Raw genomic sequence first — 22082 nt, forward strand, 5'->3', positions numbered from 1 at the left:
CAGTACTGATGCTGACCGACGACCTCGATCTCTCCCGCCTGCGCGCGCTCGCCGCCTCCGTCCGGTACGGCTCCTTCGATGCCGCCGCCCGCGCCCTGCACATCACCCCCTCCGCCCTCAGCCAGCGGATCAAGGCGCTCGAGACCGCCGCCGGGCGCGTCCTGCTGGTGCGCTCGCGCCCCGTCGTCGCGACCGAGGCCGGTGCGGGGCTCCTCCGCCTCGCCCGCCAGGTCGAGCTCCTCGCCGACGACGCCGTGCGCTCGCTCGGGGGCGAGGACGCGGCGGGGGCGGGCCCGGTCGTCCTCCCGCTCGCCGTCAACGCCGACTCCCTGGCCACCTGGGTGCTGCCCGCACTCGCCTCCGTCGCCGACGTCGTGGTGGAGCTGCACCGCGAGGACCAGGCGCACACCACCGCGTTCCTCCGCGACGGCACCGTGCTGGCGGCCGTCACCGGCGAGTCGGAGGCGGTGCTCGGCTGCACCGTCGCGCCCCTCGGAGTGATGCGGTACCGCGCGATGGCCTCGCCCGCGTTCGCCGAGCGCTGGTTCCCGGAGGGCGGCACGGCCGGCTTCGCCGCCTTCGCGGTCGCTCCGCTGGTCGTCTTCGACGAGAAGGACCGCCTGCAGGACGACTTCCTCCGGGCCGCCGGCGTCGAGGGCCGCCCGCCGCGGCACCGTGTCCCCGGCTCGACCGACTTCGAGCGGGCCGTGCGCCTGGGCATGGGGTGGGGGATGCTGCCCGAGCTGCAGGCCCCGGTCGGCGGCGAGGGCCTGGTCGAGCTGGGCGGCGACCCCGTCGACGTCCCCCTCTACTGGCAGCAGTGGGCCCTGCACACGCCCGCCCTCGACGCGGTCGCCGCGGCCGTCTCCGCCGCGGCGCGCGCGTCCCTCCGCTGAAGGCGCGGCTCAGACCGCGAACACGTCCCGGAGGGTGACCGTCTCGAGCGAGCGCTCGCGGAGGAGGTCGACGAGCCGCGCGTAGACCTGCGTCACCGGGTCGAAGTTCGCGTGCCCGATCACGATGTGCTGGGGGAGGAACCACTGGTCCGCGAAGCCGACCACCTGCTCCGGCGTGATCCGCCCCGAGTCCGAGAGCGAGCCGTACCAGAGCACCGTCGCCGTGTAGCCGATCGCCGCCGCGGCGGCCCGGCTCCGCTCGTCCGTGTAGCCGAACGGCGGTCGGTAGAACGGCGCCGCCTCCACCCCGTAGGTCGAGCGGATGAAGTCGCCGTTGCGGCCCAGCTCCTCCTGCACGCCGTCGCTCGAGAGGCTCGTCAGGTCGGCGTGCGACCAGGTGTGGTTCGCGAGCTGCACCTGCCCCGAGGCGACGAGCGGAGCCAGCAGCGGCGCGTTCGCGGTCCACGAGTCGTACTTCCCGTTGAGGAAGAAGGTCAGCCGGGTGCCGGTGTCGCGGGCGAACTGCGCGTAGGCGGCGACCACGTCGGAGTCGGCGCCGTCGTCGACGGTCCAGGCGAGCAGGCTCCCCTCGCCGGGCAGCTCCGAGATCGTGCCGGAGGGCAGGGGCACCCTCCTCCGCACCGGAGCCGCCGCGGCGGTGGTGGTCGGCACGGGGCGGGGAGGGGTCGGGTCGGCCGTCGGAGCGGCGGACGGCAGCACCGCCGGCAGCGCCGTGCTCGGCGGGAGCGCCGCGGGAGCGGACCGGGCGGGCGTGCAGCCCGTCAGCGCCACTGCCGAGGAGGCGATCCCCAGCAGCAGCGCGCGACGTCTCAGCCGGTCCACGGGTCCCCTACTTGAGCGTCCGCTTGACGGCGTTGTTCGACGGCGTCGGATCGGCGGCGGCGGTCGACACCCTGGCGTCGATCGTCGTGGCCGCCGGCCGGTCGACCAGCGTCACCGAGTAGGTGATGCTCCGCCCGACCGAGACGCTCGGCGCGGTCCAGGTGAGGACCGTCGTGCCCGCGACCGAGCCCTTCGTCTGCACGGCGCCGGGCGCGCTCGCCACCGTGCCGCTGACGACGACGCGGGTGGTCGTCGCCGCCGCGTCCCGGGTGCCGGTGTTCCGGACCGTGATCGTGCCCGAGAGCGGGGCCGTCGCCGAGAGGCCCGGCGCCGGCGCCAGCGTCAGCGTCAGGTCGGCGCGGGTGGAGGACTTCACCTGCAGCGACTGCGTCACCGAGGTCGCGGCGAGCCACGTGGAGTCGCCCGCCTGAGTGGCCCGGACTGTGCAGCTCGCCGCGCCGGTCAGCCGCACCGTCGCCGTGCCTGCGCCGGTCGCGGACACTGTGCAGCTGCCGCTCGCGTACAGCTTGACGGGGAGGCCCGAGGTCGCCGAGGCCGCGACCGGGTACGCGACGCCCTTCTCCGGCGAGGACGGCATCGACGTCGAGAAGGAGACCTTCTGCGCCTTCTTCTTCACCGGCACGACCGCGGAGACCGCGATCGACTGGGTCGCCCGGGGCGCCGCGTCGTGCGTGGCGTCGCCGGCCTGATCGGCGGTGACCGTGCAGGTGCCGGAGCCGCTGAAGGTCACGACGCCGCTCGCGAGCGAGCACGCGCCGGTGGCGCCGATCGTGACGGGCAGGCCGGAGGAGCCGCCCGCCGCGGTCGGCGTGTAGCGGCCGCCCGCGATCGCCGTGCTCGGAGCCTCGGAGGTGAAGGCGACCGTCTGCAGCGCCTTCCCGATGGGGAAGGTCCGCACGACCTGCTCCGCGGGCGCGTGAGCGTCGTCGCCCGCCTGATCCAGCGTCAGCGTGCAGGTGCCGACCGAGTCGTAGGACACCGTGCCGTCCTCGCCGAGCGAGCAGGAGTCGGAGGCGTCGAGCACCGGATCGGCGCTCGACGGGCCCCGGACGATCGCCGGGGTCCAGGAGCCGCCGATCCGGGCGTCCGTCGGAGCGGCGTCGCGGAACGCGACGGTGCCCTCGGCGGCGCCGACCTCGACGGCCTGCGAGATCTGCGGAGCCGCGGTGTGCCGCTCGTCCCCGGCCTGATCCGCGGTCACCGTGCAGGTGCCGGAGCGGGTGAAGGTCACCACGCCGTCCGCGACCGTGCAGGACCCGGCCGCTCCGAGCACCACGGGGGCGCTGGATGCGCCGGCCGTCACGACGGGCGTGTAGGAGCCTCCCGCGACCGCCGCGTCGGGGACCGGCGACGTGAACGCCAGCGTCTGGCCGAGGGCGCCGATCGCGAAGGTCCGGACGGCCTGCGGAGCGGCGCCGTAGCGCGAGTCGCCCGCCTGGTCGAGCGTCAGCGTGCAGGTGCCGACGGAGTCGTAGGACACGACTCCCGCGGTCGCCGAGCAGGCTCCGGAGGCGGTCAGCACCGGACGCGCGGTGGAGGGCCCGGCGACGATCCGCGGGGTGGTCGTCCCGCCGACCGTCGCGCCGGTCGGCGCGGTGCCGCCGAAGGAGACGGTGCCCGCGAGCAGTCCGACCGCGATCACCTGCGAGATCCGCTCCGCCGGGGCGTAGCGGCTGTCGCCCGTCTGGTCCGCGGTCACCGTGCAGGTGCCCGATCCGGTGAAGGTGACGACCCCGTTCGTGAGCGCGCAGGGCCCGGAGGCTCCGAGCACCACGGGCCGCCCGGAGGCTCCGCCGGTCGCGGTCGGGCGGTAGGTGCCGCCCGCGAGCGCCGAGTCCGGCGCCTGCGAGGTGAAGGCCACGGTCTGCGCGATCCGGGTGATCTCGAAGCCGCGCACGGCCGTCGGCGCCGCGCTGTGGCGGGTGTCTCCCGCCTGGTCCAGCGTCAGCGTGCAGGTGCCCGCGGAGTCGTAGGAGACCAGTCGGAAGGGGCCGACGGAGCAGGCGCCGGAGGCCGTCAGCACCGGAGGAGCGCTGGAGGGGCCGGCGACGACGACGGCGGTCGAGGAGCCACCGACCCGGGCCGCGGTCGGAGCATCGCCGCCGAACGCGACGGTGCCCGCGAGCTGCGAGACGGCGACGGTCTGCGAGACCTGCGCCGCCGCCGCGTAGCGCCCGTCGCCCGCCTGGTCCGCCGTGACGGTGCAGGTGCCGCTGCCGGCGAAGGTGACGACGCCGTCCGCGAGCGTGCAGGCGCCGGTCGCTCCGATCGTCACGGGGAGCCCGGAGGCGCCGCCCGTCGCGGTCGGAGTGAGCGTGTCGCCGGACGTCGCCGTCGACGGTGCGGTCGAGGTGAAGGCGACCGTCTGCGCGATCGCGGTGATCTCGAAGGTCTGGACCGCCCGCGCCGTGCCGTAGGTGTCGTCGCGGTAGTGGATCGCCGTCAGCGTGCAGGTGCCTGCGGAGTCGAACCGGACGGCGCCGTTCTCGCCGTCGGAGCAGGCGCCGGCGACGCCGAGCACCGAGGGGCCGGAGGACGGGCCGCGCGTGAAGGCGGGAGTGAAGGATCCGCCGACCTTCGCGTCGGTCGGAACGGCGGTCGTGAACGCCACGGAGCCGGGCGCGTAGCCGACCTCGACCTCCTGCACGGCGGGCCGGGCGCTGTCGTACTGCCGATTGCCGTTCTGGTAGGCGAAGACGCCGCAGACGCCCTTCGTGGTGAAGGTGACCACGCCGTCCTTCGCCGAGCAGGTCGCTGTCGTGATGAGGAACGGAGCGATGCCGGAGGCGCCGCCCTCGATCACCGGGCGGTACGTGTCTCCGAGGACGGCGCCGACCGGAGGCGCGCTCGTGATCCGGACCGTCTGCGGGAGGAAGTAGATCGAGTACTGCTGCTCCGCGTGCCGTGCGGGCCAGTAGCCGTCTCCGGGCTGGTCGAGGGACAGCACGCAGAGCCCGGCTCCGTCGTTCCGCACGGTCACGCCGTCGGGCAGGATCGAGCAGTCGCGGCTCGCGGAGAGCACCGGCACGCCCTTCGACGGGCCGGGCACGATCGTCGGCCGGTACGTCTCGAGCGACATCGCGTGCGAGGGGGAGTCGCTCCCGAAGGAGAGGTTCCCCTCGGGGGTTCCCACCGTGATGACCTGCCGGACCTGCGCAGCGGCGTCGTGCCGATCGTCCGCGGCCTGGTCGATCTTCACCGTGCAGGTGCCGTCGCCGAAGAACGTCACCACGTCGTCCGCGATGGTGCAGTTGCCGTTCTCGATCACCGTGATCACGAGCGGGTTGCCCGAGCCGCCGCCGGTCGCCTCGACCGTGTACCGGTCGTCGGTGAACACCCGGTCGGGCGGAGTCGAGGTGACGACGATGGTCTGGGGGATGCGCGAGATCGGGACGAAGCGCACCAGGCCCTCGGCGGCCGCGTACACGTCGTCGCCGGGCTGGTCGAACTGCACGCCGCAGGTCGAGGGCTCGGTGTAGGTCAGGATCTGCGCACCCGTCGCGTCAGGGGCGACGGTGCAGCCGAAGAAGGTCCTCACGAGCACCGGCAGGCCCGAGCTCGAGGTCGCCGTGGCGACGCCGGTCGACTCCAGCACGCCGGTCTTCGGCACGGCGACCGTCAGCGTCTGCGACGCCTTCGCGACCTCGAGATCGAAGGAGGCGCGCCCTGCGGTGTAGTGGTCGTCGCCGGCCTGATCCGCGGTCACGGTGCAGGTGCCGCTGCGGGTGAAGGTCACGACGCCGTCGGTGATCGTGCAGGATCCGGTCGCTCCGATCGAGACGGGGCTCCCGGAGCCGCCGCCGGTGGCCGTCGGGGTGAAGATGCCCAGCGCCGTCGGCGCCGTCGGCCGCGAGGAGGTGAAGGCGACCGTCTGAGAGAACTTCTGGACGGTGATCCGGAACGAGGAGGTGCCGGTGTTGCCGGCCTCGTCGTCCGCGGTGCAGTCGACCGTCGTCTCGCCGATCGGGAAGACGCTCCCCGAGGCGGGCGTGCAGGTCGAGCCCACGGCTCCGTCGACGGCGTCCTTCGCGGAGGAGGCGAAGGTGACGACGGCGCCGGAGACGTCGGTCGGCTCGGCCGCCACGGCGGCGGGCACGGTCACGACGGGGGCCGAGCGGTCGGCCAGTGCGAAGGTGCCGGAGACCGAGCGGAGGGTGTAGTTCGGCCCCGCGTCGCCTCCGTCGCACCGCGTGACGTAGTCGCCGACGGGCGTGCGCGCGCCGACCGTCACCTTCTCGGTGCCGTCCGCCGTGTAGTAGGCGCCGGTGGGCTCGGTGACGAACCGGTCGGTGCCTGCGAAGCCGTCGGCCGTGCAGGTGAGCGTCGGGGCGGTCGCGGTGCCGTGCGCCTGCGTCCCGGGGCTCGATGCGGTCACCGTGAGGGGCGCCGGGGAGATCGTGAGCGCGCCGTCGATGGTGATCAGCTGTCCCGAGGGGTTCGTCAGGCCGGAGCAGCGCGTGGGGTAGCGGCCGACGGGGGTCGTCGCGGAGAGCGCCAGCGGCGTCCTGAAGGCGGTGTCGGACGCCGCGTAGGCGCCGCAGGAGACGGTCCCCGAGGGGGAGCCGGTCACCGAGGCGGTGATCGCAGGGGGAGTGGATCCGTAGGTCGACGAGGGTGAGGAGGCGGTCACCATCGGGACGGCCGCGACGATGCGCAGCGCGCCGTCCTTGTACCCCGCGACCGTGTAGTCGCTGCTGACCTTCGCGCCGCTGCACCGCGTCGTGAAGGTGGTGAAGGTGGAGGTGGCCCAGTTCGGGATCAAGCGGTAGATGACGTCGTCCGCCGTGACGATCGGTCGGTAGACGCCCGCACTGAGCGGGGTGCCGAAGGTGTCGGAGCCGACGAAGGCGGCCGTGCAGCGCAGGTCGGGGGCCGGCGCGCCGCGCGGGTAGTCGACGGTCGGGGCGGTCACCGTGAGCGCCTTCGGCTTCGCCGTGAAGCTCTGCAGGGGCTCGCCCGCCCAGCCCAGAGGAGCGAGGGAGTCGAGCCTCGCGGCGAGCGTGCAGACGCCGGCGTGGAGCACGGTCACCCTCATGCCGCTGACGGAGCAGGTCTCGGCGGTCCTGCTGCTCAGGACGATGGAGCGGCCGGGCACGTCGACGGCCTGCGCGTAGGGGCTCGCGTCGAAGGAGTCGCCGTACGTCTTCTGCGGGAGCGTCGACAGGTCGAACCGCACACCGCCCACCGCCACGGTGGCCGGCTCGCTCCGGACGCTGCCGCCGCAGGTGGTCAGGGTCGCCCGATAGCGGTACGAGCCGGTGAGATCGGGGCCGGCCTCGAGGAACGCGGTCCCGTCGTCCCGGACCGCGGCCCGACCGAGCGCGGGCTTCCACGTGGCGCCGCCGTCCGTGGATCTCTCCCAGGACACGGCGGGGACGCCGCCGTAGACGGCGGAGACGCTGACGCCCATCGTCAGCGTGTAGATCTGGTTGGTGACGCCCGCGATGTCCGCGGGCTGCCGGGTGATGACGGGTGTCGCAGCGCACGCCCGCACCTCGTGGCGCAGGGCGGGAAGCGCCGACCAGCTCCCGCGTCCCGCCTCGGCGGGGGTGATGGTGTCGGGGTAGTGCGCGCGGATCTCGTTCCAGCCCTGCGGGATGTCCCTCGTGCTCAGCACGCCGACGCCGTTCGCGTCGAGGGTCACCCTGCTGGTGCCCGCGCCGGTGAGGATCTCGACCGTGCCGCCGGCGGCGACCGGCCGGCCCAGGCTCGGGATGGTCACCGTCGCGGTGACGGTGACCTCCTGCCCGAGCGTGGAGAAGTCGGGGGTCCGCGTCACGGTCACGGCGGTGTCGTACACCGGAGCGACCACGGGGTCGGCCGCCGTCGGGCCGGCCGTCTGCGAGATCTTCGTCACGCTCGGGTGCACGTAGCTCGAGCCGCCGCCGCCCGCGCCGGGGTCGTACATGACGCCGAGGGTGTCGTTCATGCTGCCGAACACGTACGGCGATCCGCCACCGCCGCCGTACCACCAGCCGGCCCCGCCGCCGCCGCCGCTGTGGCCGGGGAACGAGCAGTTGCCGCCGCCGCCGCGGGAGGATCCGGCGTCGGCGCCCTTGCCGTCGTTGAGGAACACGCCCCACTGGCCGTTGTTGCCGTCGGCGCACTCGCCGAAGGTGCTGTACCCGCGGGCGCCGGGGGAGCCGCCCGAGCTCTGGCCGGCCGCCCCGCCGCCGCCGCCGTCGGCCGCGTCGTTCCTGCCGCCGTTCCCGCCGCCTCTCGCACCGCTGCCGGCGTCGGCGTCGCCTCCGACCGAGGACCGGCCGCCGCCGCCTCCGCCGCCCGCAGCCACGGCGAGGGCGTGCTGACAGCCGTCCGAGCCGGCCGTGGTGAGGTACTGGGCGTCGCCGCCGGCGCCGCCGGAATCGCCCGAGTAGATGCCGCCGTTCACGTAGCGCGTGGCGCCGGCCGCTCCGGCCGGGGCGCCGGCGAGGCGTCCGATCTTCAGCACCTGCCCGGGCGTGACGGGCACTTCCACGACGAGGCTGGAGCCGCGTCCGCCGGCGTTGCCCGTCCCGAGGCCGCTCGCCCCCTTCCCGCCGTTCTGGCCGCTGAGGACCGCGCGGACCGTCGACACCCCGGTCGCGGGGACGGTGTACTCCGACACCGCCGAGATCTTCGGAGAGGAGAAGCACGCGGTGCTGAAGACCGGCGCGGCGGAGGCGGCCGGCGCGGCCACGACGCTGAGTCCTGCGCCCGCCACGAGCACGGCCGCGGCGACGAGGGAACGGAGGAAGGACTGGCGCATGTGCTGCTACTCCCGGCTGCTGCCGGGAGCGGGCGCCCGCGGTCGGCTCAGAGTAGGGCGCCCGGAACCGCCGAGGACAGCGGAATATACACGAACGCCCTGCTCGGGGGGTACCGACGACCACTTCTGCCGGAACCTCCCAGGAAGTCCTGGTGCTCGGAACCGCTGGGCCCCGCCGGAGACCGGGACGCTGTTGCGGCCTCCGCCCGGCTCGCGTAACCTAGCGAAGTTGCGTGCATCTGCACGCGCTTGCGTGCTGCCCGTCGGGCGGGAGCTCCGGCCCCCGCTGAACGGGCGGGCGGTGCGCCGACAAGTGACCTTGGGTGGGTCGGGCGAGGCCTCGTGCCGCGCGTGGTCCACGGTAACCACACATGGAGGAAACCATGGCAGCAGTCTGCCAGGTGACCGGAGCCGTCCCCGGCTTCGGGCACGCCATCTCGCACTCGCACCGGCGCACCAAGCGCCGCTTCGACCCGAACGTGCAGAAGAAGACGTACTACGTGCCGTCGCTTCGCCGTAACGTCACCCTGACCCTCTCGGCCAAGGGCATCAAGGTCATCGACGCCCGTGGCATCGAGTCCGTCGTCAAGGATGTTCTCGCTCGCGGGGTGAAGATCTAATGGCCAAGCAGCAGGACGTCCGTCCGATCATCAAGCTCCGTTCGACGGCCGGCACCGGTTACACCTACGTGACCAAGAAGAACCGCCGCAACGACCCCGACCGTCTCGTGCTCAAGAAGTACGACCCCGTAGTGCGCAAGCACGTCGACTTCCGCGAGGAGCGCTAAGTATGGCCAAGAAGAGCAAGATCGCCCGCAACGAGCAGCGCAAGGTGATCGTCGACCGCTACGCCGCCAAGCGCCTCGAGCTGAAGAAGGCCCTGGTCGACCCGGCCGGGACCGACGAGACCCGCGAGGCCGCCCGCGTCGGCCTCCAGAAGCTCCCCCGCAACGCCTCGCCCGTCCGCGTCCGCTCGCGCGACGCCGTCGACGGCCGTCCCCGCGGCAACCTCACGAAGTTCGGCATCTCGCGTGTCCGCTTCCGTGACATGGCGCACCGCGGCGAGCTGCCCGGCATCACCAAGTCCAGCTGGTGACCGAGCGCCGCTAGCAGCGCGACCGACGAAGGCCCGTGATCCCTCGGATCGCGGGCCTTCGTCGTCCTCCGACGGACGTAAAATGTCCGGATGACCGACTCCAGCCTGCCCACCGTCGCCGAGATCGCGGCGCTCATCGACCACGCGATCCTGAAGCCCGAGCTCACCCGCGCCGACGTCGACGCCCAGCTCGACGAGGCGCGCGCGTCCGGCGTGTTCAGCGTCTGCGTCCGCCCCTCCGACATCGCCCACTCGGTCGCCCGGCTCGAGGGCTCCGGCGTCCTGGTCGGCACGGTCATCGGCTTCCCCCACGGCACCACCTCCACCGCGGCGAAGGTCGCGGAGTCGCGTCAGGCGCTCGCCGACGGCGCGTCCGAGCTCGATATGGTGGTCAACATCGGCCGCCTCCGCAGCGGCCTGCTCCAGGACGTCGAGGACGACGTCCGCGCCGTGGTCGAGGCCGCCGAGGGCCACGTCGTCAAGGTCATCCTCGAGACGAGCCTCCTCGACGACGAGCAGGTCGTCGAGGGCAGCCGGGCCGCCGAGCGCGCCGGAGCGGACTTCGTGAAGACCGCCACCGGCTTCGCGGGCGGCGGAGCGAACGAGCACGACCTCCGCCTCATGCGCGGCGCCGTCTCCGAGGCCGTCCAGGTGAAGGCGTCCGGCGGCGTCCGCGACCTCGACACGCTCCTCGCCTACCGCGAGCTCGGCGTCACCCGTTTCGGCACCAGCGGCTCCGCGACCATCCTCGGCGACCTCGCCGCGCGGCACTCGGGCGACTCCTCCGCGGCACGTGTCGACTCCGCCTCCTACTGACGGAGCGGCCGACGAGGGCCGCACCGCACCCGCCGACCGGATGACGCCGGTGCGCCTGCGCCCGGGCCGCGCCGGACGGTGGGCGGAGCGGACCCGCCGCCCCCTCGACGAGATCGCCCGCGCTCTCAAGGAGCGCGTCTACGCGACCTTCACGGGCCTGGCCGTGGTGATGATCTACCTCGTCGGCGACCACCCCGACGCGGTCCACGCCCTCCAGAGCCTCGTGATCTCGATCATCGGGATCTCGGCCGCGGGCTTCGTCGCCGAGGTGATCGCGCACCAGGTCGTGCACGCCTCGGCGCCCTCGCGCTCCGAGACGCAGACCATGCTGCGGATCGCGGGCGGAGCGCTCGCCTCGGCGTCGCTGCCGGTCCTCGCGCTCGGAGCCGCGGCGCTGGGCTGGATCGACGCGACGATCGCGTTGCGGATCGGCGCGGGCGTCTACGTCGTCACACTCGCGGGGATCGCCCTCATCGCCGTCGTGCGCGCGGGCCTCTCCCGGAAGGAGAGCATCGTCTCGCTGCTCGGGATCGTGGGCCTCGGCGTGCTGGTCGTCGGCGTGCTCGCGCTCGCGCACTGAGCGGCCGGCGCCGCCGCGCGTAGGCTCGGACGGATGACGTCACGCACCAGGGTCGAGCTCGGCCGCCGCGAGGACCTCGGCGCCGACTGCGCGAACTGCTTCGGCCTGTGCTGCGTGGCCCTCGCCTTCGCCCGCTCCGCCGACTTCCCGTTCGACAAGCGGGCCGGGGACCCGTGCGTGAACCTCGACGGCGAGGACGCCTGCACGATCCACCGCCGGCTCCGGCCGCAGGGGTTCGTCGGCTGCACGGTCTTCGACTGCTTCGGCGCCGGCCAGAAGGTCTCGCAGCAGACGTTCAGCGGCGTCTCCTGGCGGTCGGACCCGGCCGTGCGCGAGCGGATGTTCGCGGTGTTCCCGCTGATGCGCCGCCTGCACGAGCTGCTCTGGTACCTCGACTCCGCACTGGCGCTGCCCGGCGTCGGCGCGCCGCTCCTCGACGAGCTCCGTGAGAGGTTCGACGCGGTGCACGCGCACACCCTCGGCGAGCCGGAGCAGGTGGCCGCGGTCGACGTCGACGCGGAGTACGGAGCGTCCCGGCCGCTCCTGATCGCCGCGAGCAGGGCCGCTCGCGCAGGAGCGGCGCCGGCTGCGCGCCGGTCGACGGGCCGTCGGCTCGCTCCGGGAGCGGATCTGGCGGGCGCGGTGCTCCGGAACGCGGACCTGCGGGGAGCGGATCTGCGGGGGGCGCTCCTCCTCGCCGCGGATCTGCGGGGAGCGGATCTGCAGCGGTGCGATCTGCTCGGGGTGGACCTGCGCGACGCGGACGTGTCCGGTGCCCGGCTCGCCGAGGCGGTCTACCTCACCCAGGCACAGGTGAACAGCGCCCGAGGGGATGCGGCGACCACGCTGCCCTCGCACTTCGAGCGCCCGACGCACTGGGGCGGCTGAGCCGATCCGCGGGTCAGAGGCTGCGGGGGCCGCCCAGCGACTCGTCGCCGCCCTCGTCGTCGAAGCCGAGGCCCTCGACCACCTCGCGGCCGAGGAGGTGCGCACCGCTCCAGCCCTCGATGACGCACCGGGGGAACGCCTCACGGTCCGGGGATCCGAGCCAGGCGGCCGCGGCCTCGCGGGCCCACGCCTCCGAGGCGTACACGCCGATGATCTCGGTGCGGTCGTCCCACGGCGTCGCGGTCGAGAGCACGAAGTGGTCACCGTTCACGATCGGGTCTCCTCCGGCTCTCGGGCTTCAGCGACCCCGTGGGAGTGCGGGACCGGACCGGACGCTACCCGCGGGTGGGGGAGCGCGTTACCGGGGTCGACACGAGCGCGGATGAAGGCTACGGGAACGTCGGGCGCGGCGCGATCACCCGATGGTCCCACGGAGGCGGGCGTTCAGCCCACCCAGAGCGGTCGCGATCTCGTTCTCGTCACTTCCGGGGAGGAGAGCACCGCCCTGCTCGAGGCCGTGGCGCAGGGCCTCGATCTCCTCAGGGGGGAGGCCGCCGCTGTCGAGGAGGGCCTGGAGGGCGGCGAGGATGCCGACGAGGGCGACGGCGTCGTCCAGGTCGAGGGGGCGGACGCAGGACTTCTCCATGTCATCGCTCCTGTTCGGGTCGGGGGATCGGGTCGGAGGCCGGGGGATGGCTCAGGGGCTCGGGCGCGGGGGGACGTCTCGGGAGTCGGCGCAGGGTCGCAGACACACCGACACACCGACGCCCCGGTGCCGTTCGGCCCGGGGCGTCGGTGCGGGGGAACGGTCAGACGACGCGCGGGTCGGACTCCTGGGTGTCGTCCTCGGGGATGTGGACGTCCTGGACGGTCACGTTGATCTCGGCGACCTCCATGCCGGCGATGTGCTGGATCGCGTCGGCGACGGCGGAGCGCACGTCCTCGGCGACCTTCTGCAGCGGCGCGGGGTACTCGGCGACGATGGTCACGTCGGCCGCGACCTGGCGCTCGCCGACCTCGACCTTGACGCCCTGGCCGCGGTCGTCGTTGCCGATCGCGCTGCGGAGGGCGCCGATCGCCCGGGCCGCTCCGCCGCCGAGGGCGTGGACGCCCGGGACCTCGCGCGCGGCGATGCCGGCGACCTTGGCGATGACGCCGTCCTCGATCACGGTGCGTCCGGATCCGGTGCTGGTCTGACGGGTGGTGGACGCGGTGGTCTCGGCCATGGTCTCCTCTTTCGCTCGGGGCCCGATCGCTCGATCAGGCGGGGTACGCAGGTAGGACGCTCCGTCGACGCCGAACGTCACGGTCGGATTCGGCCCGCCCAGGCAACTGCCAGAGAGCCGCGCGGCTCCGGGCGGGTCCTCTCAGGAACGAAGTCCTCGCGCGGCGATTCGCCCTCGGCTCGGCGCTGTGGTGGCATGGAGCCGTGACCGACGCGACCGCCCCGCAGGCGCCCCTCCCCGATCGGACGGCCGCACGCGTGCGCCCGCGCACCCTGCTCGTCCTGGCCCTGATCGGCGCCGTCGGCGGAACCCTGTCGGGCGCGTTCGGCGTCGGCGGCGGCATCGTGATGGTGCCGATGCTGATCGCCTGGGCCGGGATGGACCAGCGCCGCGCCTCCGCCACCTCGCTGCTCGCGATCGCCCCGACCTCGGTCGCCGGGGCGTTCGGCTACGCCCTCGCCGGCCAGGTCGCCTGGGTTCCGGCGGCGGTGATCGCGGCCGCGGCGATGCTCGGGGCGGTGGCCGGATCCTGGCTGCTCGCGCGGCTGCCCCTCGGCGTGCTGCGCTGGATGTTCGTGGCGCTGCTCGTGGCCGCGGCGGTGCGGATGGCCGTGTTCGGCTCGAACGACACCGGCGACGTCGCAGAGGGCTGGGGCGTGTGGCCCGGATTCGCGGGGCTCGGCATCGGGATGGGCGTCGCCTCCGGCCTCTTCGGCATCGGCGGCGGAGCGATCGCCGTGCCGGTCCTGGTCGGCGCCTTCGGGCTCGCGGACCTCCTGGCCAAGGGCACCTCGCTCGCCGCGATGATCCCCACGGCGGTCACCGGCTCGATCGCGAACGCCCGGCGCGGCCTGCTCGACGTGCGGGCGGGCCTGGTCGTCGGGCTCACCGCCACGGCGTTCTCCTTCGCCGGAGTGGCGCTCTCCTTCCTCCTGCCGGCGCGCGTGTCCGGGATCCTCTTCGCGGTCCTCCTCCTGCTCGCCGCGGCGCAGCTCGCCCTCCGCGGGCGGCGCCGCTGACCCCTGCACGACGCGGACCCCCGCCGTCAACGCCCTGTCCGATCCGTCGCAGACGCTCGTAGCGTCGTCGCGATCGGGCGCGTGCCCGAAGGGGCGGGAGCACGATGGACGAGCAGCAGCACCGGCAGCAGCGGCGAGGGGGCGGAGCGAGCCTGCACCGGGACGTCGCGCCCGGTGTGCACCGGCTCGAGCACGCCTGGACGAACCTCTACCTGATCGAGGAGGCCGGCCGGCTGACCGTCGTCGACGCCGGGCTCCCGAGGACGTGGCCGCACCTGATCCGCGCGCTGGAGGTGCTCGGCCGCTCGCTCGGCGACATCGACGCCCTCGTGCTGACCCACGCGCACTTCGACCACCTCGGCGTCGCCCGCGGCCTCGTCCGGCGGGGCGTCCCCGTGCACCTGCACGCAGCCGACGAGCCGCTCGCCGCGCAGCCCTACTCCTACCGCCGTCAGCGCACGCCGTTCGTGTACCCGCTGCTGCACCCCTCCGCGATCCCGGTGCTCGGCGCGATGGCCCGTGCGGGCGCGCTCGCGGTGCCGCCCGTGCACGGGACGCTGCCGCTGACCGCCGGGGCGGTGCTCGACGTGCCCGGGTCGCCCCGCGTGCTGGCGACTCCGGGGCACACCGACGGGCACGTCTCGCTGCACCTGCCCGAGCGCGACACGGTGATCGGCGGAGACGCGCTGGTCACGCTCGACCCCTACTCCGCGCGCACCGGCCCGCACCTGGTCGCGCGCGCCGCCACCGCCGACACAGCGAAGTCCCTCGACTCGCTGCGGGTGCTCGCCGGGACCGGGGCGCGGACCCTCCTGCCCGGCCACGGCGCGCCCTGGCGGCTGGGCGTCGCGGCGGCGGCCGAGCTCGCGGCGCGGACGCCGATCGCCTAGGGCGCGCCGCCGCAGGCCGCTCGGACGCCGGTGGCCTGCCTCCCCGGCAGACCCGGCTGCGCAGTCGTGGCACCATCGGAGGTGATGTCGATCCCCGGTCCCGCATGAGCGCGGTCAGCTACCAGGCCGCGTCGATCCCCCTCCGCCTGGCCAGCGCCGGCATGGTCGTCGCCCTCCCCGTCCTCGCCGTCGAGCGTCTCGGCGACGTCGCGCTCGGCGGCGCCCTGACCGGCGCGGCGCTCTTCCCCGCCGTGATCGCCGCGCCGCTCGTCGGCACGGTGCTCGACCGGGTCCGCCGCCCCCGCCGGCTCCTGGTCGGCGCCGCGCTCACGACCGCCGTCGCCTTCGCGGTCGCCGCCTTCCTCGGCGAGGTGCCGACTCCGCTCATCGTGGTGCTGCTGCTCCTCGCGGGGCTCGCGACGCCCGTCTACATGGGCGGCATGTCGAGCTTCGTCACCAGCGCCATCCCGGAGCCGCGCCGCGCCTACGCGCAGGACTCGCTCTCGTACACGGTCGCCTCGATCAGCGGGCCCGCGATCGTGGGCCTCGCGGTCGGAGTCGGGGGAGCGCGGACCGCGATGCTCGCCATGGCGGTCCTCGCCCTCATCGGCGTCGTCGGATCGCTCGGCCTGGCGATGGAGGCGCGTCCGGCGCCGACGGTCGGCGTGCTGCGGACGATCGTCGCGGGCGTCACCCACCTCGTGCGGCACCGGCCGATCGCGGTGGTCACCTCGGCGGGCACGCTCAGCCAGGTCGCGGGCGGAGCGGCGGGGGTCGCGGCGATCAGCCTCTCGGTGGAGAGGCTGGGCAGCACCGACGCCGCCGCGTGGATCCTGACCGCCTTCGCCGTGGGCGGCCTGCTCGGCGCCCTCGCGGTGGCGGCCCGCCGCTGGACCCGCCGTCCGCCGGCGTGGACCATGGGTGCCGCCTACATCGCGACCGGCGCCGTCCTCCTGGTCGCCGTCCCCGACCTGGGGATCGTCGTGGCGATCGCCGCCTTCGCGGTCGCGGGCGTCTTCACGGCCCCCTCGAACGCCGCGATGCTGCTCCTGCGCGACCAGGAGAGCCCCGCCGCCGTCCGCTCGCAGGTGTTCACGATCGGCGCGGGGCTGCGCTCCGCCGCCGCGGCCGTCGGCGCCGTGCTGGCGGGAGCGGCGTCCGGCCTCGGAGCCTCGTGGCTCGTCGCGGGGATCGCCGTGGTCTGGATCGGCTCGGGCCTGCTGCTGCGCCTGTTCCCCGCGCGCGACCGGGGCTGACCCGGCCGCGCGCGGGGACGCCGATCAGGCCGCGACGCCCGCCAGCGTGCCCGTGCTCGGCCCGTTCGGGTCGGTGATCATGCAGTTGATCGTCCGGTCGCCCGTGCCCCAGCTCTCGGCGGTCGGGTAGTAGTAGCTGAAGTCGTACGCCGAGTCCTGGTAGCCGATCCCGGTGAACGACTCGAACGCCGTGACGCAGTCGGTCTCGGCCTGCTCCGTCGCGACGGACTCGCCCGGGTACTCGTCGGCGTCGGCCATCGTCAGGTTCTGGAACACCTCGTAGACGTGCGGCTCGGTGCAGGGCACGGTCGGCACGTCGGTGACCTCGGTCGCCTCCTCGCTGAGCTCGCCGTTCAGGCAGTCGCCCACGCGCAGCTGGAAGACGTCGGTCGTCCCGCCCTCCGTGATCTCCCCGGTCTCGTCGTCGCGGGTCTCGCCTCCCATCAGGCCGTTCAGGCCCGAGCAGCCGGTCAGGCCGAGGGCGAGGGCTGCGCCGGCGGCCAGGACGAGGGCGGTTCTGCGGCGGTTCATGGCGACTCCCGGGATCAGCGGCACGGAGGTGTTCCTGTGACGACTCCCAGGCTAGGGGTGCAAGGCATCCGTCCCGAGGGGGATGCACTCGACCCGGATCTCCACTTTCCGGAGTAGCGGACGCTCGGCCCGGTCCGGTCGAATGGGGTCATGGCTCAGAAGACGATCGCAGACCAGCTCATCGCCCAGCTCATCGACGCCGGCGTCTCCCGCATCTACGGGATCGTCGGCGACTCGCTGAATCCGATCGTCGACGCGGTGCGCCGCAGCGGCGGCTCCGAGAAGGGAGGCATCGACTGGATCCACGTGCGCAACGAGGAGGCGGCCGCCTTCGCCGCCGGGGCGGAGGCGCAGCTCACCGGGCGCCTCGCCGTCTGCGCCGGCAGCTGCGGCCCCGGCAACCTGCACCTCATCAACGGCCTCTACGACGCGCACCGCTCCTCCGCCCCGGTGCTCGCCATCGCGAGCCACATCCCCAGCAACGAGATCGGCTCGTCCTACTTCCAGGAGACGCACCCCGACCGGCTCTTCGTCGAGTGCTCGAACTACCGCGAGCTGATCTCGACCGCCGCCCAGGCCCCGCGCGTCGTGAACGCCGCGATGCGCAGTGCGGTGGCCCTCCGCGGAGTCGCCGTGGTCACCCTCCCCGGCGACATCGCCGAGCTGGAGGCGGTGGACGGCTTCCCCGCGTTCGTGCTGCCGTCGACGCCCGTCCTGGTCCCGGCCGAGGCCGACGTCCGCGCCCTCGCGGCCGCGATCGACCAGGCGCGGACCGTCGCGATCTTCGCGGGCGCCGGAGTGCAGAACGCGCACGACGAGGTCGTCGCCTTCGCCGAGCTGGTAGGAGCGCCCGTCGGGCACAGCCTGCGCGGCAAGGAGTGGATCCAGTACGACAACCCCTACGACGTCGGCATGACGGGCCTCCTCGGCTACGGAGCGGCGCACGCCGGCATGCACGACGCCGACCTGCTCCTCCTCCTCGGCACCGACTTCCCCTACGAGCAGTTCCTCCCCGACGCCTCGAAGGTGGTCATCGCGCAGGTCGACAGCGACGCCTCGAAGCTCGGGCGCCGCGTCAGCGTCGCGCACCCCGTCCACGGCGACGTGGCGGCGACCCTCACCGCACTGACCCCGCTCGTGCAGCGGAAGGACCACCGCTTCCTCGACAAGACGCTGAAGAAGCACGAGAAGCTGGTCACCGGAGTCGTCGGGAAGTACACCGAGGTCGGCACGCGCAGTCCGATCCACCCCGAGCTCGTCGCCTCCACGCTCGACGGCCTGCTCTCCGAGGACGCGATCGTCACCGCCGACACCGGCATGGGCAACGTCTGGCAGGCCCGCTACATCACGCCCAACGGGAAGCGGCGCCTGCTCGGCTCCTACATGCACGGCTCGATGGCGAACGCGCTCCCGCAGGCGGTCGGCGCGCAGCTCTCGCACCCGGGGCGCCAGGTCGTGTCGCTGAGCGGCGACGGCGGGCTCTCGATGCTGATGGGCGAGCTGGTCACGGTCGCCGCCTACCGGCTGCCCGTGACGATCGTCGTGTTCAACAACTCCACGCTCGGACTGGTGAAGGTCGAGATGCTGGTCGACGGCTTCCCGGACTTCGCCGTCGACGTGCCGATGGTCGACTACGCGAAGGTGGCGGAGGCGATCGGCATCCGCGGGATCCGCGTCGAGGACCCGCGCGACGTGGAGGAGGCCCTCCGCTCGGCGCTCGCCGACGGCGGCCCGGTCCTCGTCGACGTGGTGACGGATCCGCTCGCCCTCTCGCTGCCGCCCACGATCACGGGCGCGCAGGTCAAGGGCTTCGCGCTGGCGGTGTCGAAGATCGTGATGAACGGAGGAGCGGGCGAGGCCGTCGCGCTGGCCCGCACCAACATCAAGCACGCCCTCCGATGATCGACGCGCGGGCGCTCGCGAGCGGCACCTGGTTCGTCCGGGGCTCCTCGCTGCCGCTCTGGCGCTCGCGGTCGGGGGTGGCGATCACGTACGCGCCGCTCCCGACCGGCGAGATCGGCGACGTCGTCAGCTGGCGCGGCCGCACCCGCTCGCACTACGTGGTGGGGATCGACACCCCCGACCCGCGCGATCCGTCCGGCTTCCGCTGGCGCGGCGTCGAGCCGCTGACCCTCCTCGCCCGCAGCCGCTGGTCGTTCGCCGCCGCCGACGAGGAGGCGGGCTGGGCGCTCACCCGCTTCGCCCGGACGCCCTTCACGCCCGCCGGCGTCGACGTGTACGTCCGCGAGCCGCACCCGGCCCGCGGCGTCCTCGCGGCGGCGCTCGCCGCCTGCGCCGCCGACCCGCGCACGTCCGCGCTGCGCCCGCGCCTCTTCGAGGTCGCGCCCTGAGCGCTGAGCGCGCACCCTCCCGCGATGCGTCACGAACGGTCGCCACTCCGGCGTGATGACGACCGTTCGTGACGCGTCGGCGGTCGTCGATGCGGAGCCCGTTCCGCGAGGGCGCGGCGCAGGCGCTCGACGGAGCGCTCGGGGTGCGGGACGAACTCGGCGCCGACGATGCGGACGACGCGGACGCCGATCGAGGCGAGGTCGTCGTAGCGGCCGAGGTCGCGCGCGAAGCGCCTGTTGCTGCTGCGGTGCTCGTCGCCCTCGTATTCCCACGCGACCCGCTCCGCGGGGTACCAGCCGTCGGGCCGCCCGACGAAGACCCCGTCGGCGTCGAACAGCGGCTCCTGCAGCACCGGCTCCGGGAGCCCCGCCCGGAGCGACGCGAGCCGGAACCGCGACTCCTGCCGCGACTCCGCCCCGTCGCGCACCAGAGCGAGCGCCGCGCGGAGCCGCACAGAGCCTCGCCCGCGGAAGGCCGACACGCGCTCCCGCAGGTCGGGCAGCGGCACCCAGGGCCGTCGGTCGGCCGGATCGCCGACGACCGGCGTGCGCACCAGCGCGTCGCCCACCGCGACGAGGTCGTCCGGCTCGAGGAGCGCGGAGAGGTGGCAGAAGAGCGAGGCCGGATCGGTCAGGGGAAGTCCGCGGCGCAGGACCCGGCGGACGTCGCGATCGGCGAGGGAGTGGCCGACGACGTTCCGGTGCCGGGGAGCGCGTCCCGGCCGGCGGACGCTGACGTGCACCGGCTCGTCCGCAGCGGCGGGAGGGAGATCGAGCGGCCAGAGCCGCGCCGCCGTCAGATGGCTCAGGAGCGCTTCCGGACCGACCAGCGCGAGGAGCGCCTCCGCGCGCAGGTGCAGGCCCGGGTCGGGGTCGGCGGTGCGGACCCCGTGGAAGGGGCGGTGGAGGTCGGAGCTGCGGAGCCGTCCGCGGCTCAGACCCTTCGCGCGGGCCTCAGCGACGGTGAAGGCGCGGCGGTGGAGTCCGATCGGGACCGGCGAGGGATCGTGCATCCGGCCACTGTCCCGCCTCCCGACACTCGTGAACCGGTTCTCCACAGGTCGGATCCTGCGCCCTTCCCGCTCGACCGCGTCCAGGCGTCACGAACGGCCGTCACCCTGCCCGGATGACGACCGTTCGCGACGCCTCGGCGGGCCCCTGAAGCCCGCCGGGCGCGTCACTCGCCGAGCGTGATCGCCTGCGCCTCGACGAGCTCGGGCTCGGGCTCGTGGGCGTCGGCGCGGGCCAGGGTGCGGCGTCCGAGCAGCACGATCAGCGCGGCGACGGCGACGGCTCCGGCCGCGGCGTACATCGGGAAGGCCGGCGAGATCGCGGCGGCCAGGGCGGAGGCGGCGGGCGGGGCGATCGCGCCGCCGAGGAAGCGGACGCCGGAGTAGGCGGACGAGGCGACGGAGCGGGGAAGGTCGGTCGCCTCCATCACGCACTCGGTGAGCACCGTGTTGACGACTCCGAGCAGGAGACCGCCGACGATGATGCAGACGATCAGGCCGACGCGGGACGAGATCACGAGGCCGCCGGCGATCAGGTCGAGCGCGAGCAGCACCAGCACCGAGCGCAGCACCACGGTGCGCGGGAGGCGCCGGGTGAGCAGCGGGGCGACGAACACGGAGGTGATCGCCACGCCCAGGCCCCAGCCGAAGAACGTGAAGCCGAGGCCCATCTCGTCCAGCCCCAGCGGGTAGGGCGTGTAGGCGAGCAGCACGAAGAAGCCGATGTTGTAGAACAGGGCGGCGCCCGCCAGGGTGCGGATGGCCGGGACCTTGAGGGCCGCGAACGGCGCCGAGAGCGGAGTCGGGGCGGGCTTCGGGCCGTCCTCGCGCAGGAGTGTCGCGATGGCGATGAAGCCGACGGCCATCAGCACGGCGGTCCCGAAGAAGGGACCGCGCCACGAGACGCTGCCGAGGAGCCCGCCGAGCAGCGGGCCGATGGCGATGCCGATGCCCAGCGCGGCCTCGTAGAGCACGATCGCCGCGGAGGAGCCTCCGCTCGCCGCGCCGACGATGGTCGACAGCGCGGTCGAGATGAACAGCGCGTTGCCGAAGCCCCAGCCCGCGCGGAAGCCGATGACGCCCTCGACGCTGCCCGCCGTGCCGGCGAGCGCGGCGAACACCACGATCAGCACCAGGCCGATCATCAGGGTCTTCTTGGCGCCGATGCGGCTGGAGAGCCAGCTGGTGAAGAACATCACGACGCCGGTGATGACGAGGTAGCTCGTGAAGAGCAGGGAGGTCTCGGTCGGAGTCGCCTGCAGGCTCTCGGCGATGGCCGGGAGGATCGGGTCGACCAGGCCGATCCCCATGAAGGCGATCACCGCGGCGAAGGCGACGGCCCAGACGGCCAGCGGCTGCTTCAGGATCGAGCCCTGGGCGGGCGAGTGGGGGGAGGTGGTCACGGCGTGGAGCCTTTCTCGGGGGAGGAGGGGACGGGGGTGCCGGCGATCCGGGCGACGCGGGCCTCGACGAGGGCCGCGGCGCGCTCGAGGGCGAGGCGGTCGTCCTCGTCGAGGTCCTCGAACAGCGGGGCCAGGGCGGCCTCGAGGCGGAGCCGGTGCTCGGCGAGGGCGTCGACGCCGGCGGCAGTGGCCTCGATCAGCCAGGCGCGGCCGTCGCCGGCGTCGTGGACGCGGCGGATCCAGCCGGCCTCGTCGAGGCGGGCGATGATGCCGGTCATCGTCGGCTGGGTGACGCGGACCCGCGCGGCGAGCTCGCCGAGGCGGGAGGGGGAGGCGGTGCGCAGCTCGGCGAGCGTCGACCAGACGGCTCCGGACTGCGCGCCGAGCCCGGTCGCGCCGCTCGCCCGGCCGGCGAACCGCGTGAGGGCGGTGGCGGCGGAGGCGAGGCGCACGGGGGCACTGGAATCGGGCACGGGGAACAATATAGCACGCCTATGTAGTTGAGTGGA

21 protein-coding genes are annotated in these 22082 nt (G+C 74.0%); 12 read left to right on the forward strand and 9 right to left on the reverse strand.

Features of this window, described 5'->3' with window-relative positions; all coding sequences use genetic code 11:
• Nucleotides 1-8: 8 nt before the first annotated feature.
• Nucleotides 9-896: a LysR family transcriptional regulator ArgP gene (locus C5C24_RS09650; protein WP_104304831.1), complete on the forward strand. Its 888-nt coding sequence runs from the start codon at nucleotides 9-11 to the stop codon at nucleotides 894-896.
• A gap of 9 nt (nucleotides 897-905) precedes the next feature.
• Here the strand turns inward: C5C24_RS09650 and C5C24_RS09655 are convergent, their stop codons facing one another.
• Together C5C24_RS09655 and C5C24_RS09660 are read right to left on the reverse strand one after the other, a co-directional pair.
• Nucleotides 906-1739, reverse strand: a complete 834-nt coding sequence (locus tag C5C24_RS09655; protein WP_219812854.1) for a polysaccharide deacetylase family protein — start codon at nucleotides 1737-1739, stop codon at nucleotides 906-908.
• Between the two features lie 7 nt (nucleotides 1740-1746).
• Nucleotides 1747-8508 (reverse strand): HYR domain-containing protein, encoded by a 6762-nt coding sequence (locus C5C24_RS09660; RefSeq protein ID WP_104304832.1) that lies wholly within the window; start codon nucleotides 8506-8508, stop codon nucleotides 1747-1749.
• A 383-nt stretch (nucleotides 8509-8891) separates the two neighbouring features.
• Between C5C24_RS09660 and rpmB the strand changes: the two genes are divergently transcribed.
• The 6 genes from rpmB (at nucleotide 8892) to C5C24_RS09690 (ending at nucleotide 11887) form a co-directional block, all read left to right on the forward strand.
• Nucleotides 8892-9128 (forward strand): 50S ribosomal protein L28, encoded by a 237-nt coding sequence (gene rpmB, locus C5C24_RS09665; protein ID WP_056038148.1) that lies wholly within the window; start codon nucleotides 8892-8894, stop codon nucleotides 9126-9128.
• A complete protein-coding gene (gene rpmG / locus C5C24_RS09670) occupies nucleotides 9128-9295 on the forward strand; it encodes a 50S ribosomal protein L33 (RefSeq protein WP_027692168.1) in 168 nt (55 codons plus the stop codon). Before rpmB ends, rpmG begins: the two co-directional genes overlap by 1 nt.
• 2 nt (nucleotides 9296-9297) lie before the next feature.
• Nucleotides 9298-9603, forward strand: coding sequence for a 30S ribosomal protein S14 (gene rpsN / locus C5C24_RS09675; RefSeq protein ID WP_104225107.1), 306 nt, complete (start codon nucleotides 9298-9300; stop codon nucleotides 9601-9603).
• Nucleotides 9604-9693: 90 nt separating this feature from the next.
• On the forward strand, nucleotides 9694-10419 hold the full coding sequence (deoC, locus tag C5C24_RS09680; RefSeq protein WP_181110246.1) for a deoxyribose-phosphate aldolase: 726 nt from the start codon (nucleotides 9694-9696) through the stop codon (nucleotides 10417-10419).
• Nucleotides 10397-10999 carry a hypothetical protein gene (locus tag C5C24_RS09685; protein ID WP_146082574.1) on the forward strand — a complete coding sequence of 201 codons (603 nt, stop codon included), beginning with the start codon at nucleotides 10397-10399 and terminating at the stop codon, nucleotides 10997-10999. Before deoC ends, C5C24_RS09685 begins: the two co-directional genes overlap by 23 nt.
• 33 nt (nucleotides 11000-11032) lie before the next feature.
• Nucleotides 11033-11887 carry a pentapeptide repeat-containing protein gene (locus tag C5C24_RS09690; RefSeq protein WP_104304833.1) on the forward strand — a complete coding sequence of 285 codons (855 nt, stop codon included), beginning with the start codon at nucleotides 11033-11035 and terminating at the stop codon, nucleotides 11885-11887.
• 13 nt (nucleotides 11888-11900) lie between these two features.
• Here the strand turns inward: C5C24_RS09690 and C5C24_RS09695 are convergent, their stop codons facing one another.
• From C5C24_RS09695 to C5C24_RS09705, 3 genes are all read right to left on the reverse strand, one after another.
• The gene (locus tag C5C24_RS09695; protein ID WP_104277770.1) at nucleotides 11901-12158 is read right to left on the reverse strand and encodes a hypothetical protein; all 258 of its coding nucleotides are present in this window, start codon (nucleotides 12156-12158) and stop codon (nucleotides 11901-11903) included.
• A 144-nt stretch (nucleotides 12159-12302) separates the two neighbouring features.
• On the reverse strand, nucleotides 12303-12533 hold the full coding sequence (locus C5C24_RS09700) for a hypothetical protein (RefSeq protein WP_104277771.1): 231 nt from the start codon (nucleotides 12531-12533) through the stop codon (nucleotides 12303-12305).
• Between the two features lie 163 nt (nucleotides 12534-12696).
• Nucleotides 12697-13113, reverse strand: coding sequence for an Asp23/Gls24 family envelope stress response protein (locus C5C24_RS09705; protein ID WP_104276308.1), 417 nt, complete (start codon nucleotides 13111-13113; stop codon nucleotides 12697-12699).
• Nucleotides 13114-13316: 203 nt separating this feature from the next.
• Between C5C24_RS09705 and C5C24_RS09710 the strand changes: the two genes are divergently transcribed.
• The 3 genes from C5C24_RS09710 (at nucleotide 13317) to C5C24_RS09720 (ending at nucleotide 16278) form a co-directional block, all read left to right on the forward strand.
• Nucleotides 13317-14132, forward strand: a complete 816-nt coding sequence (locus C5C24_RS09710) for a sulfite exporter TauE/SafE family protein (protein WP_104276307.1) — start codon at nucleotides 13317-13319, stop codon at nucleotides 14130-14132.
• A 104-nt stretch (nucleotides 14133-14236) separates the two neighbouring features.
• Complete coding sequence (locus tag C5C24_RS09715; protein ID WP_104304835.1) at nucleotides 14237-15022, forward strand: MBL fold metallo-hydrolase; 786 nt, start codon at nucleotides 14237-14239, stop codon at nucleotides 15020-15022.
• A gap of 104 nt (nucleotides 15023-15126) precedes the next feature.
• Nucleotides 15127-16278 carry an MFS transporter gene (locus tag C5C24_RS09720; RefSeq protein ID WP_104276305.1) on the forward strand — a complete coding sequence of 384 codons (1152 nt, stop codon included), beginning with the start codon at nucleotides 15127-15129 and terminating at the stop codon, nucleotides 16276-16278.
• A 24-nt stretch (nucleotides 16279-16302) separates the two neighbouring features.
• Here the strand turns inward: C5C24_RS09720 and C5C24_RS09725 are convergent, their stop codons facing one another.
• Entirely contained in the window at nucleotides 16303-16809 is a 507-nt protein-coding gene (locus C5C24_RS09725; RefSeq protein ID WP_146082575.1) for a septum formation family protein, read from the reverse strand.
• Between the two features lie 150 nt (nucleotides 16810-16959).
• Here C5C24_RS09725 and C5C24_RS09730 point away from each other — a divergent pair, with 150 nt between their 5' ends.
• Together C5C24_RS09730 and C5C24_RS09735 are read left to right on the forward strand one after the other, a co-directional pair.
• Entirely contained in the window at nucleotides 16960-18711 is a 1752-nt protein-coding gene (locus C5C24_RS09730; protein ID WP_104276303.1) for a pyruvate dehydrogenase, read from the forward strand.
• Nucleotides 18708-19160 carry a hypothetical protein gene (locus C5C24_RS09735; RefSeq protein WP_104304836.1) on the forward strand — a complete coding sequence of 151 codons (453 nt, stop codon included), beginning with the start codon at nucleotides 18708-18710 and terminating at the stop codon, nucleotides 19158-19160. The genes C5C24_RS09730 and C5C24_RS09735 overlap by 4 nt, the downstream gene beginning before the upstream one ends.
• Before the next feature lie 29 nt (nucleotides 19161-19189).
• On the opposite strand, the gene C5C24_RS09740 is transcribed toward C5C24_RS09735, so the two are convergent.
• From C5C24_RS09740 to C5C24_RS09750, 3 genes are all read right to left on the reverse strand, one after another.
• Nucleotides 19190-20173 carry a hypothetical protein gene (locus tag C5C24_RS09740; protein WP_104304837.1) on the reverse strand — a complete coding sequence of 328 codons (984 nt, stop codon included), beginning with the start codon at nucleotides 20171-20173 and terminating at the stop codon, nucleotides 19190-19192.
• A gap of 164 nt (nucleotides 20174-20337) precedes the next feature.
• Nucleotides 20338-21573, reverse strand: coding sequence for an MFS transporter (locus C5C24_RS09745; protein ID WP_104304838.1), 1236 nt, complete (start codon nucleotides 21571-21573; stop codon nucleotides 20338-20340).
• On the reverse strand, nucleotides 21570-22046 hold the full coding sequence (locus C5C24_RS09750) for a MarR family winged helix-turn-helix transcriptional regulator (RefSeq protein ID WP_181110321.1): 477 nt from the start codon (nucleotides 22044-22046) through the stop codon (nucleotides 21570-21572). The genes C5C24_RS09745 and C5C24_RS09750 overlap by 4 nt, the downstream gene beginning before the upstream one ends.
• Between the last annotated feature and the right edge of the window lie 36 nt (nucleotides 22047-22082).

It is taken from the genome of Rathayibacter sp. AY2B3, assembly GCF_002931755.1.
Classification (GTDB): domain Bacteria; phylum Actinomycetota; class Actinomycetes; order Actinomycetales; family Microbacteriaceae; genus Rathayibacter.

Coding starts and splice junctions, on each gene's coding strand:
- C5C24_RS09650 (WP_104304831.1), top strand. CDS start 9: ATGCTGACCGACGACCTCGATCTCTCCCGCCTGCGCGCGCTCGCCGCC.
- C5C24_RS09660 (WP_104304832.1), bottom strand. CDS start 8,508: ATGCGCCAGTCCTTCCTCCGTTCCCTCGTCGCCGCGGCCGTGCTCGTG.
- rpmB (WP_056038148.1), top strand. CDS start 8,892: ATGGCAGCAGTCTGCCAGGTGACCGGAGCCGTCCCCGGCTTCGGGCAC.
- rpmG (WP_027692168.1), top strand. CDS start 9,128: ATGGCCAAGCAGCAGGACGTCCGTCCGATCATCAAGCTCCGTTCGACG.
- rpsN (WP_104225107.1), top strand. CDS start 9,298: ATGGCCAAGAAGAGCAAGATCGCCCGCAACGAGCAGCGCAAGGTGATC.
- deoC (WP_181110246.1), top strand. CDS start 9,694: ATGACCGACTCCAGCCTGCCCACCGTCGCCGAGATCGCGGCGCTCATC.
- C5C24_RS09690 (WP_104304833.1), top strand. CDS start 11,033: ATGACGTCACGCACCAGGGTCGAGCTCGGCCGCCGCGAGGACCTCGGC.
- C5C24_RS09700 (WP_104277771.1), bottom strand. CDS start 12,533: ATGGAGAAGTCCTGCGTCCGCCCCCTCGACCTGGACGACGCCGTCGCC.
- C5C24_RS09705 (WP_104276308.1), bottom strand. CDS start 13,113: ATGGCCGAGACCACCGCGTCCACCACCCGTCAGACCAGCACCGGATCC.
- C5C24_RS09715 (WP_104304835.1), top strand. CDS start 14,237: ATGGACGAGCAGCAGCACCGGCAGCAGCGGCGAGGGGGCGGAGCGAGC.
- C5C24_RS09720 (WP_104276305.1), top strand. CDS start 15,127: ATGAGCGCGGTCAGCTACCAGGCCGCGTCGATCCCCCTCCGCCTGGCC.
- C5C24_RS09725 (WP_146082575.1), bottom strand. CDS start 16,809: ATGAACCGCCGCAGAACCGCCCTCGTCCTGGCCGCCGGCGCAGCCCTC.
- C5C24_RS09730 (WP_104276303.1), top strand. CDS start 16,960: ATGGCTCAGAAGACGATCGCAGACCAGCTCATCGCCCAGCTCATCGAC.
- C5C24_RS09735 (WP_104304836.1), top strand. CDS start 18,708: ATGATCGACGCGCGGGCGCTCGCGAGCGGCACCTGGTTCGTCCGGGGC.
- C5C24_RS09740 (WP_104304837.1), bottom strand. CDS start 20,173: ATGCACGATCCCTCGCCGGTCCCGATCGGACTCCACCGCCGCGCCTTC.